Annotated in this window: 9 protein-coding genes; 5 read left to right on the top strand and 4 right to left on the bottom strand. The window is 51.5% G+C overall.

Features of this window, described 5'->3' with window-relative positions:
- Window positions 1–47 precede the first annotated feature (47 nt).
- The 3 genes from BUF15_RS12260 to nrfD all read left to right on the top strand — a co-directional run bounded on the left by BUF15_RS12260 (window position 48) and on the right by nrfD (window position 5869).
- Window positions 48–3119: a ChaN family lipoprotein gene (locus tag BUF15_RS12260; RefSeq protein ID WP_073613781.1), complete on the top strand. Its 3072-nt coding sequence runs from the start codon at window positions 48–50 to the stop codon at window positions 3117–3119.
- 205 nt (window positions 3120–3324) lie between these two features.
- Window positions 3325–4290 (top strand): peptidylprolyl isomerase, encoded by a 966-nt coding sequence (locus BUF15_RS12255; RefSeq protein WP_234981166.1) that lies wholly within the window; start codon window positions 3325–3327, stop codon window positions 4288–4290.
- 391 nt (window positions 4291–4681) lie between these two features.
- Window positions 4682–5869, top strand: a complete 1188-nt coding sequence (gene nrfD / locus BUF15_RS12250) for an NrfD/PsrC family molybdoenzyme membrane anchor subunit (protein WP_073613779.1) — start codon at window positions 4682–4684, stop codon at window positions 5867–5869.
- Between the two features lie 87 nt (window positions 5870–5956).
- On the opposite strand, the gene BUF15_RS12245 is transcribed toward nrfD, so the two are convergent.
- Both BUF15_RS12245 and BUF15_RS12240 read right to left on the bottom strand, forming a co-directional pair.
- The gene (locus BUF15_RS12245; protein WP_073613778.1) at window positions 5957–6883 is read right to left on the bottom strand and encodes a DMT family transporter; all 927 of its coding nucleotides are present in this window, start codon (window positions 6881–6883) and stop codon (window positions 5957–5959) included.
- A 74-nt stretch (window positions 6884–6957) separates the two neighbouring features.
- On the bottom strand, window positions 6958–7545 hold the full coding sequence (locus BUF15_RS12240; protein WP_073613777.1) for a class I SAM-dependent methyltransferase: 588 nt from the start codon (window positions 7543–7545) through the stop codon (window positions 6958–6960).
- 155 nt (window positions 7546–7700) lie between these two features.
- On the opposite strand from BUF15_RS12240, the gene BUF15_RS12235 reads away from it, so the two are divergent.
- Entirely contained in the window at window positions 7701–8246 is a 546-nt protein-coding gene (locus BUF15_RS12235; RefSeq protein WP_200802376.1) for a hypothetical protein, read from the top strand.
- 1 nt (window position 8247) lies between these two features.
- Window positions 8248–9441, top strand: coding sequence for an MFS transporter (locus tag BUF15_RS12230; RefSeq protein ID WP_234981165.1), 1194 nt, complete (start codon window positions 8248–8250; stop codon window positions 9439–9441).
- A gap of 15 nt (window positions 9442–9456) precedes the next feature.
- On the opposite strand, the gene BUF15_RS12225 is transcribed toward BUF15_RS12230, so the two are convergent.
- The gene (locus BUF15_RS12225; RefSeq protein ID WP_073613776.1) at window positions 9457–10953 is read right to left on the bottom strand and encodes a carboxypeptidase M32; all 1497 of its coding nucleotides are present in this window, start codon (window positions 10951–10953) and stop codon (window positions 9457–9459) included.
- Window positions 10954–11087: 134 nt separating this feature from the next.
- The gene (locus tag BUF15_RS12220; protein WP_073613775.1) at window positions 11088–11654 is read right to left on the bottom strand and encodes an HDIG domain-containing metalloprotein; all 567 of its coding nucleotides are present in this window, start codon (window positions 11652–11654) and stop codon (window positions 11088–11090) included.
- Between the last annotated feature and the right edge of the window lie 23 nt (window positions 11655–11677).

The raw sequence follows: 11677 nt of genomic DNA, 5'->3' as shown, positions 1-11677 counted from the left end.
AATTGACCACATAACGATTCATCGTCCTGCCTTTCTTTCCAACTACCATGAAACTGATAACAATACCCTTTTTCCTGCTTACCCTGCTCTTCATTGTTGAGACGCAAGCTGCAACTCCTGCCCAACTTGAATGGCAAGCGGATTACCAGCTGGCTGTTTCCTTTGACTGCGAACGGGGCCTTCTGACCGGCACCAGTCGAATCGAGGTTAAAGCCGGTGAGACACTGGCCCTTGACAGCAGCGGGCTTACGATAACAGGCATCCTGCTGAAAAGGCAAGACACCACCGCTATGGAAGGTACATTCACTTCCGGCACCACGATCATTGTTGACGCCAACCCAAAACCGCAGGAGCTTTTTGTTTCTTACACGTATCAGGCTGGTGCCAACGACCAGAACCTGATAACCTCCGACGCTATCACCCTGCTGTCTGGCTGGTATCCCAAACCGAAAAGAAAAATGCATTATCAGCTTTCTGCCAGTTTGCCTGAGGGTTTTACCGCCATCAGTGAATCAGAGACATTTCCGCTGGCGCGCAAAGGAAACATCGTCACCGCGGCACTGCATCAACCGCTTTCTTCCATCCACTTCGCCGCAGCCCGATATGATACTGCTCAGATTACCGTCCGGAACAACCTGCGAGTCCACACCCTCTTTTTCCCGGAAGATCGAGCGCTGGCCAACGACTATCTCAAAAAGGCCAGGGGCTATATCATTCGTTATGAAAAGGAAATTGGCCCTTACCCCTACGGCTATTATGCTGTCGTCGCCAATCGCAACCCTACGGGCCTTGGTATGCCCACCTTTACCCTTCTGGGCCAGGCAGTACTGCGGCTGCCCTTTATCAAGGATACCTCGCTAGGCCACGAAATCATCCACTCCTGGTTCGGCAACAGTGTCGACGTCGATCCCAGCCAGGGGAACTGGTGCGAAGGACTCACCTCGTATCTTGCCGATCATGCCTTTCGTACCGATGAGGGGGAAGGAGCAGCCTACCGAAAAGAGGCGATCCTCAATTATCTGAGCTATGTGCATGAGACAAATGTCATTCCTCTCTCCGATTTTATCGATGCCGGCCACTCCCAGCCTGAAGCTTTGGCCAGACGGGCCGTCGGCTATTCCCGGGGCATGATGCTCTTTCATGAACTCCATGAACGGCTCGGTCATGCTCATTTCATGAACGGCCTTCGCGCCTTTTATGCCCAACACCAGCACGGCTCCGCCACCTGGAATGACCTCAGGCTTGCTTTTGCCGAAAGATCACACGGTGTTGATCTTTCCCAATTTTTTACAGAGCGGTTACAACGGACCGACATCCCCGCATTTCATGCGGAACAGATAGAGGTATTAACGCGCCCTACGGGAAACCTGCTCACCTTTACCCTGGTACAAGAAACCGAAAAGCCGTATTCACTGTCCATTCCGGTGGTCGTCTCCACCCCAAACAGCACCTATCCCTTTACCGTCACTTCCGATAAAGAGCGGACAGAAGTTGAGCTCCAACTACCCGAACGCCCTCTCGCATTTACCCTTGACCCCGATTCAGCCCTGCTTCGTCGTCTTGACCCGCCCGAACGCCCCGCAATATGGTCGGATTTTCTTGGATCTGAGAGGCGGCTGGCAATTCTTGCCTCCAGACAGGATGAACCCATCTTCCACCCCCTACTTGAAATACTGAGAAATAACAACCTGCAAGTAAAGTACGATGATGAAGTCAAAAATAGTGATTTGCGGGACGCCGATCTCCTCCTCCTTGGCCTCAATCAGCAGTCAGTCCGGACCCTTTTTGCAAGCCCCAGCCATCCCAAAAAAGGTTTCACCCTCGATGTTCGCCGTAATCCTCTTACTTCCCAACATGTGGCGATTCTTGTCTCCAGCAGTTCGACAGCAGAGACTGCAGCCGTGGCCAACCGCCTCTCCCATTACGGCAAATATGGATTTCTTCACTTTTCCCAGGGCAGATTGACAGAAAAACGGATTCCAGAGAGCAAAAATGGTGTTCACATCGTATTGGAAGAACCAATTTTCGGAGGGGCCACCAGCCAGCTTGGCTCATTTGAGAAAATTGTCCGCGAGCTTGCCGAAAAGGATGTTATATATATCGGTGAAAACCATACATCAGTCAGCGATCACCTTCTGCAGCTGCGTTTAATCGAGGTCCTTTCAGCCCGTATTCCTTCTCTGGCTATCGGGATGGAAATGTTCCCCGCCACCAGCCAGCAGGCCTTAGACGAATATGTATTGGGCAAAGGGTTCATGACAGAAAAGGATTTTCTGAAAGCGTCGCGCTATTTTGAGGTGTGGCAATATGACTATCGTTACTTCCGGGAAATTTTTTCATTGGCCAAGACGAAAAAGATCCCGGTTATTGGCCTCAATTTAGAGAGGGATATCGTCTCCACCGTCTATCGCACTGGCGGAACAGACGAGCTCTCAGCCGCAGATCGAAAAAGCTTACCGCCTGAGCGCGATCTTGACCTACCCGGCTACAGTGACCGGCTCCTGGCAGTGCACTCCATGCATGAACAGGGCGGACATGGCAGCGGCATAGTCAGCGGTTTTATTCAGGCACAGGCCATATGGGACGAGACCATGGCTGAAAACATTGTCAAATATCTCCGCCAACATTCCGACCGCAAAATGGTGGTTTTGGCCGGAAACGGTCATACCAGAAAGGATTCCGGCATTCCACCGCGGGTAGCACGGCGAATGAAAATTGACCAGGGAGTAGTGTTGAATGTCGCAGCAGACCAGCCAACAACCGATATTGCTGACATCGCCGATTATTTCTTTTTCTCGTCTTCCATTAAGCTGGAAGAACTGCCAAAAATGGGAGTGATGCTGGAAGAACACGTCAAGAACGATCAACCCTATGTGGAAATTACCGACTTCAGCCCTACAAGTAAAGCACCTGAGGCCGGTCTCAAAAAAGGCGATGTACTTCGAAACATCGCCGGATTTCCTGTTTCGGACATGGTTGACGTACGTATAGCCATGCTGGATATGGCAGGTGCAAAGACAGTCAATATCCAGGTAGAAAGGAAGCAGGCAAGCTCCACTCATCACCTTGATTTCACGATTGACCTCACACCCTCACAACCTCCGGGGCAACATCCCTGAATAAATTTCATGTGGGATTCTCGAAAAACCCGGGCTACCTTTACACCTTGCAGTCTGTTGTTTTCATGTATATTGTCGAGGCTTTGATTGTATTGATCCTGTTTCTATACAAGATTATCTCTTCCCAAACGGAGCAACCATGCGTAACGTGTCTGTTTTCTTTGTACTCACACTGTTATTATCAACTTTTACCGGAGAACCAGTAATGGCAAGCGAACAACTTCAAGATGGCCTGTACGCCAAATTTGACACCAGCAAGGGCGAAATTGTCTGTGCCCTCGAATTTGAGAAAACCCCTCTCACTGTCGCTAACTTTGTCGGCCTGGCAGAGGGCACTAAAGAGCTCGGTGGCGGCGCCAAAATGAAGGGTGAAAATTTCTACGACGGCCTCACCTTCCATCGAGTGATCGATGATTTCATGATCCAGGGCGGCTGCCCGCTCGGCACAGGCACCGGCGGTCCCGGCTACACCTTTCCGGACGAGATTGATCCGAGCTTAAAGCACAATTCTCCCGGTGTTCTTTCAATGGCAAATGCTGGCCCCGGCACCAACGGCAGCCAGTTTTTCATCACCCATGTCCCAACCCCATGGCTCGACGGCAAACATACCGTTTTCGGCCATGTCGTTTCGGGTATGGATGTTGTGAACTCTATTAAACAAGGCGACAAGATCAACCATATTGAAATCGTCCGCGTCGGCAAAAAAGCCGAAGCTTTCAAAAGTGACCAGGCCGCATTTGATGGTATGCTCGCGAATTTTGAAAAACTTCAAAACGAAAAGGCCAAAGCAGCCCAGGAAGCCGAACTGAACCAGATCAAAAAGAACTGGCCTAACGCTGTCACCACCCCGAGCGGACTGAAATATGTAGTAGTCAGCGAAGGCACAGGCGACGCCACCCCTTCTGCCGGCACCATGGTCAAGGCCCACTACACCGGCAAGCTGCTGGACGGCTCCAAATTCGACTCCTCTTATGACCGAGGCCAGCCGATCGATTTTCCAGTTGGCCAGGGACGGGTCATCAAAGGCTGGGATGAGGCGTTTCTTAGTATGAAGAAAGGCGAGAAGCGGGTATTGATCATTCCGCCGGATCTTGGCTACGGCCCCTCCGGCCGTGGGCCGATCCCACCCAATGCCTACATGGTCTTCGATGTGGAGCTGGTTGACTTCTAAAAAAGAATTACCCTAAAGGGATTCAGATCCACAATTGAACCTCAAAAGGACCTGCATTGTACGTTGCAGGTCCTTTTTCTTTTATAGCTTGCTCCCGCGTATTCACTGAATAATTCTCTGAATGTGTCGACAGAAAAATCTGACAATTAAAGCGTTCCTTCACCTGCTTCATTGATTTTGGTTCCACATCACAGTATTATTACCCTGTCGTACTTCTGCAAAGCCAAACAATATGATACCCTTACATTTAAGGACGCTGATGTTTATTTGAGGCCACATGTAATCAACGTGTTCAAAGGCGTCCTATCCAGCTGAGGGGACTGTGTTTCATAGCCTGCTGCTCCTAGAGTGGCAGAACAACTGAAAAAACGAGCAAACAATAGGAAACCGTATGATATTTTTCAGTAACGTTCAGGATCAGAATGTGCCGGGCAAAAACCTTCTACCTCCACTGGTGCTGTTCGCGCTCTTGGTCGGTGTCGGTGTTGCTTTTGCTATCCACGCCCTTTTTGTCGGACACGACCACGTCTTCGGCACCTCCCGGGAAGTTCCCTGGGGAATTCTCATCACCCCCTACGTATTTTTCGCCTGTCTCTCCACAGGTATCTGTATTATTTCATCACTCGGCCAGGTTTTTGGCATCAAAACGCTGGCCCCACTTGTCAACCGCACTGTCTTTCTCGCCATAATTGCAATGGCAGCCGGACTGATGTCTATCGGTCTCGAGATTGAAAATCCGTGGAACATGGCAATATTCGGTTTTCTGAGTCCCAATCCCCTGTCCAATATCTGGTGGAAGAGTTCCATCTATACGCTATTTCTGCTGCTTATGGCTTTCAACTTCATGTTCCTTCTGATGGGTCGTGGAAAAACCGCCTGGGGGTTTGCTCTTGGTGCCCTGGTGGCCATCACTTGTGGCAATCTCAATATGAATTCAGATATGGCCCTGCTCGGTTCTCGCGGATTCTGGGCTGAGAACTACATGCCGCTTTTTTTCCTGACCGTGTCCACCCTCTCCGCATCCTGCATGATCATTCTGCTGACCTGGCTAAGTAGCTGGCTGCAGAACAGCAAGGTCGATACAGCAGCACAGGACGCGATGTCCGCACTGTTCAAACTGACCATGGCTCTGCTGGTTGGTGTCTTGTGTTTCGCGGCAATGAAAGCCCTTGGCGGCTTCTCCACCAAATTCACCGATAACCCCGAGGCGATGCAACTTCTGGTGCGTGGCGAATTTGCCGTGAATTTCTGGCTTGGTGAGATTGGATTGGCAATTGTCCTGCCCTTGATTCTGCTGCTTGCCAGTAACGGCGGAAAACGAACAGGATTGTATGCTCTTGCCTGCCTTAGCATCCTGATCGGTATAGCGGTCACCTTTTATGATCTGATAATTGTGGGCCAGCTGATCCCCCATTTTCATCAGTACGATCTCTTCGGTTATCCATCGCTCTACTCCTACAGCCCTACTCTCCACGAATACATGATGGTTACCGGTTCTGTCAGTTTCTTCCTGGCTGCCTTCCTGGGGGGCGAACTCATTTTCAACTCGCTGACCCTTGAAAGATGGCGGAATAGATAATCTTTCCCAAAGCGGGCCGTGTCACTTGTGATCCGGCCCGCGCTTTTTCCACGATCCACAAGAGACACCCACCAGCGTATTTCCTTTCTACAACATAACCTCAAGATTTTGCAGTGCTCTGCGCTGTCTCGCGATCCGAGCCATCTCATTGGCAACAAGGGCCGCAATCACCAGCAGTCCTCCCTGTAATGTATGCACCGACAACTGTTCACCGGCCCATAACCAGGCCCAGGCTACGCCGAAGATCACTTCAAGAAGGGACAGCAGAGAAATTTCCGGTGCGGGAAGCTCCCTTGTCAATCGAACAACCAGCAAACAGGGTACCGCGAGCTGAAAAATGCCCAGTAATGCCAGCAACCCAATATCATGCCCACTGGCCTGAAAAGGCAAAGACAATGGTAACGTCACAAGAGACGAAAGCACTGCACCCACCAGAACCGCCGGTAGCATATCCTGAACCGGCACACCGCCCGCGACAGAAGCTTTGACCCGCTCCATACCGACCCGCTGCATTACCGTAAAATTCACAGCCGCGGCAAAAGGTACCGACAGAGCTACCAAGGAGCCGACCAGTGACAGCGAGCCATCACCTCTTTCCAGAAACATCCAGAAAATCCCCAACCCGGCAGCTGCAATAGCCAGCCAGGTAGCCGGCGGAAGAGTGTGCCGAAGAAAAAATCGGGCAATAAGAGCTGTCACCAGTGGTCCAGTAGCCATAACAATAAGAACATTTGCCACTGTGGTGAGGGTCATCGCTACCATGAAGGCGGTAAACATAATGCTCCAGCAAACACCCGAGACCCAGATCACACTGGGTGCTTTTACCAACTGGCGCCAGAGCGCCGGTCCGCGGAGAATTGTCAGGGTCGTTGCCAATGCCAGTCCGTTAAACGTACTGCGCCAGAAGGTTACCTCGAAAGATGCGGCAGCGTCGAGATGCCGGGTAACAACTCCGGCAATGCTCCACATCAGGGTTGCCAGAACCATCAACGAAACAGCTTGCAAATGTGACATACAGGCCTATGGGAAATGACTACATACGAGACGAAGGCTCATCATAGACGCATGAGCCCGAGAACCTCATAACATTACGGCTTTTTGGCTATTACCTGCACTACAGCTCCTACACCAGTGTGGAGACGCCCTTCCACCACCTCCCGCTCTATCTCCTGTGCAAAAACAAAGTCAAGTCCAGCCAGTTCGGATCTCAACTCTCCCAGGGTCATCATCATCTCTTTTGCAGGAGGGCCACCGGTTTTCAGCAGGAGTTGGTCAGGCGTATACGCCTCAAGAATCAAGACGCCACCAGGCTTGAGGCCATTCACCACAGCCCCGTGAATCCTCTTCCTCACCTCGGGTGGTAAATGGCAGAAAATCGAGACAACATTATCAACACTCTCTGGATCAATCACATATTCGGCAAGATCGGCAACGACTGTACGCAACTCAACCTTATGGCGAGCTGCCAAGGCCCTGGCCTTTTGCAAACCAACCATTGATGAGTCAACAGCAATAACCTGAAACCCTTTCCTGGCCAAGAATACTCCATTCCGCCCCTCTCCTTCAGCCAGACAAAGCAGAGATCCAGGCATTAAATACTGCGTATTTTCTACCAAAAAACTGTTCGGTTCCTCGCCATAAACGAATTCCGGCGTGTTGTAGCGCTGATCCCACATGTGCGGCCTCGTTTCCCAAAAGATTCATGACAAATGATTGTCCATCTGTCGATGCGACCCTATGATCCTTCTGATACGATATACTATCGTTCGCCCAGTTAGGCATTGGGCTTTTCATTTTCCCTGATAAAAAGTAATAGAGAAGAAACCGATGTTTGAGTAATGGCGTCAACTCTCATTCAGTCAATTACGCCCTGGAGGAAGAGCAATTGAACTTCTTTACGTTATCCACCGATTTTTCGCCACTACGTTTCTTCATCCTTTTACTGATACTACTGCAATTTCTTTTGACTGGGTATGGCAATACCTTGGCACAGTCCGACGACACGAACGACAGCTCCGCTTTCACGCCGCCCGCCGGCAGCATCCTCAGAAAAGTAATCCTTGATGAACTACGCCGAGAAGTATTGGACCTGCACGGATTACACGTGGTTTTTGTGATCAAAAACTTCCTGGTCAAGGATGGCTGGGCCTGGGTAGACAGCCGGCCGCAATCGCCGGATGGGACAAACAGCTATGAAGATGTTTCAGCCTTGCTGCACCAGGAAAATGGAAGCTGGAAGGTGGTGGAAATACCATGCACCGAAATAGACAATCCCGACTGCCTGGATGATGTCGGTTATATCGCACAGCTCCAACATCGATTCCCCAACGCGCCACTTGAGTTCATCCTGCCCAAGCAGTCAAGAGGGAGCAACTGACGTGGACAAAGGGATGGTCAAGCTGCAGTTTGCCGTATTTGCGCTGGTATCCGCTTCATTTACCAATGTCTACCTCACCCAGCCCATCCTGCCGGTACTGCAGGCGGAGTTCGGGGTCAGTACGGTTCAGGTCTCGATAACAGTCTCCGCCGTCATTCTCGGGATTGTCCTCTCCAACCTCTTTTTTGGTTTTCTCTCCGATCGGTTTCCTATTCAGCCTATCATTCTCACCGGGGGCATCCTGGTTGCCGCCGCAGGGATATACGCCGGATTGACCCATGATTTTCATCATCTGGTCGGTGCCCGGCTGATGCAAGGCCTTTTTTTACCCGCCCTCACCACCAGCCTTGCGGCCTGGTTGGCCAAAACCCTTCCCAGTGAACGATTAAGCGTGGTTATGGGCTCCTATGTATCGGCAACGGTTTTGGGCGGCCTTGGCGGTCGATTGCTCGGTGGCTGGATCCACCCGCCCCTGCACTGGCGTTACGCCTTCTTTTCCGCAGCAGCCCTGATTCTTCTGACAACCATCGCCGCCCTCATAGTATTGCCGCGCAAAGCGGTCAGGGAACAATCCACCGCTAATACATCCACCACCTTTTCCTCACTTATCCGGAGAAAAGACCTGCTGCTCATTTACTGCTGCGGTGGCGGGGCATTTCTGATGTTCTCCCCGGTATTCAACTTTCTTCCCTATAGACTGGCCGGGCCTCCCTTCCATTTTCCGACAGAACTGATCACACTCATTTACCTTGTCTATGTTCTCGGTATTTTTCTAGGCCCCATTGCCGGACAGATGAGCAACCGTTTCGGCGGCGGTACCGCCCTCATCGGCGGCACCTGTATTCTCGGCCTGTCCCACCTCACCCTGCTCCTCCCGTCAGTTATAGCCATTGTACTTGGCCTGCTCGGGGTCTGTGCCGGTTTTTTCACCATCCATGCGGTGGCAGTGGGGTTGCTCAACAAAAAACTGGCAGGTGGTCACGGCAAGGCCAATGCCCTCTACGTGCTCTTCTATTATGCGGGAGGCTGGCTGGGAATTACCGGTGCGGGATTTGCGTTCCAGCGTAACGGCTGGCATGGGGTGGTGTTCTTCGTGATGTGCTTTCTGCTAGTGCCGCTGACAACCGGCATTATAGAATACCGTGCACTGCGCACACAAGCGCGCAGTGCACCCGATCAGTTTCATAGTCTTTGAACAGCAGATCTCTCCTCAATAGCTGTTTTCAAGATATCGGGCCCGAATATGGGCCAGGAAATGGCGTGGATGGGTTCCCTCACCAGTCGCCGCTGCCATAATCTGCTGAGAGTCCATTGTGCTGCCCTTGCTCCAGATTTTCTCACGCAGCCAATCGCGAATAAAACCGACGTCGCCCTTAACGACCAGGTCCTGCCAGTCCGGTCGCTCTTTTCGTATGGTGGCAAAAAGCTGGGCACCGTTGATAGCCCCCAGAGTATAGGAGGGAAAATAGCCAAACGAGCCATCCGTCCAGTGAATGTCCTGCAGACAGCCATCCCGGTAATTCCCTTCTGTGGAGAGACCGAGATACTTCTGCATCTTCATGTTCCACAGTTCAGGAATATCTTTCGGCTCGATCGTACCGTTAATCAGTTCTCTTTCGATCTCAAAACGCAAGATGACATGAAGAGGATAGGTCAGCTCATCTGCCTCGACCCGGATAAAGCTGGGCTGAACCTTGATGCAGGCTCGCCATACCTGATCAGCATCAAACCTTTTCGACTCAGGCAGCAGGTTATGAATCGCAGGGGTAAAGAATCGCAGGAAGGGGCGTGAGAGAAATATCTGTTTTTCAAAAAGCAGACTCTGACTTTCATGGATACACATGTTCCGAGCCTGGCCCACCGGCAGGTCATCCCACTCGAGTGGCAACCCTGCTTCATAGCTGGCGTGACCGGTTTCGTGGGCTGTACTGGTAAGAGCGTCGGCAAAATCGGTATCGCGAAAACGTGTGGTGATCCGTTGGTCACCCCGATCGCCAGTGGAAAAGGGGTGCATGCTCACATCAAGCCGGCCGGCTGAGAAATCAAAGCCGAGACAACTCATAAGCTTCTCATTCAAATGTTTCTGAGCTTCGATAGGATAGGAGCCTGTCAGGTCGGCCGAAGCGTGCTGTCGTTCCAACACCTCCCCTAACAGCGCTGGCAATTCCGCCTTCAAACCAGTAAAGACTTCCTGAATAAAAGCGCTTGAATCACCAGTACAGTAGAGATCGAGCAGGGCATCATACGGGGTGGCGAATTTCTCCGGCTCCACCTCTTGCCGTAATTTTGCCTCTTCCCTGGCCAGTTGCGCCACTTCCTTAAAGTTATTGAGAAATCCAGACCAGTCATTATCCTTTCGCTGACTGCGCCATCCATGCTCACAGGTCGAGCCAGCAAGCGACTGTGCCTTAACAAGACTTGCCGGCAGACACACCGCTTGTTGCCACTCTCTTTTCATTTCCACAAGGCTACGTTTTTCAGGTGCCTCAACTACCTGGTTTTCTGCCTGCTGCAGCAGCTCGCCTATTTCCGGGGAAATCAGCATTTCATGGCGCATGGAGGCAAGTTCGGCTATTGCCTCGGCCCGAGATTGATTACCACCGGGAGGCATCATCACCAACTGGTCCCATTGCAGAAAGGTCATTGCATGATCTAGCCTGGAGAGCTGCCGGAATTTTTCAACCAATGTGGAATATGCGGAACTCATGACATGCTCCTCTATTTCTTGGGGATGCGTATTAATGGGTTAGGCTCATCATAGACATTGCCTGTTACAATAACAAAAAAGCGGAACAGCGGAGTAACTCCACTCATTCCGCTTCAGATACAAGCAACAAATTGCTACAACCCTATTTCACCGGCGATCTCCTGCATCGCCTCAAGACTTAACCCACAGAAATCTGTCAATGGGATACCGACAAGTTCACACTCGGCGATGATTTCCCGGTTGGCGCCGCGGGCAAAGGCTCGTTCTTTATAACGCTTGGTTATCGATTTGACCTTGACAGAGCCGAGCTGTCGATCCGGTCGAACCAAGGCCGCGGCGGTTACTAAACCGGTGATAGTCTCACCGGCTGCCAGCGAATGCTGCAATGGTGTAGTACGGGATGCGCCAGGATATGGCTCCAGATTATGAAGGCGAATGGCCTCGATAATCTCCGCATCGACGCCCTTTTCAGTGAGGATTGCCACCGTTTTGGTCGTATGCGTAGCGAGATCAGGTTCCGACTCCGCATCAAGGTCATGCAGAAGGCCAGCCAGCCCCCATTTGTCCTCATCATGGCCAAGCTTTCTGGCCATTGCTCGCAATACCGCTTCGGATGCCAGTGAATGGTTTACCAGGTTTTCGTTTTGCAGATGCTCACGAACCAAGGCGAGTGCCGCGTCCCGTTCTATTCCATAACCCATATCTGCAACTCCTCACAAAGTGT

It is taken from the genome of Desulfopila aestuarii DSM 18488 (assembly GCF_900143695.1).
GTDB lineage: Bacteria > Desulfobacterota > Desulfobulbia > Desulfobulbales > Desulfocapsaceae > Desulfopila > Desulfopila aestuarii.
Note: the sequence above shows the minus strand (reverse complement) of the source record. Positions and strands in the feature narration are given on the sequence as shown.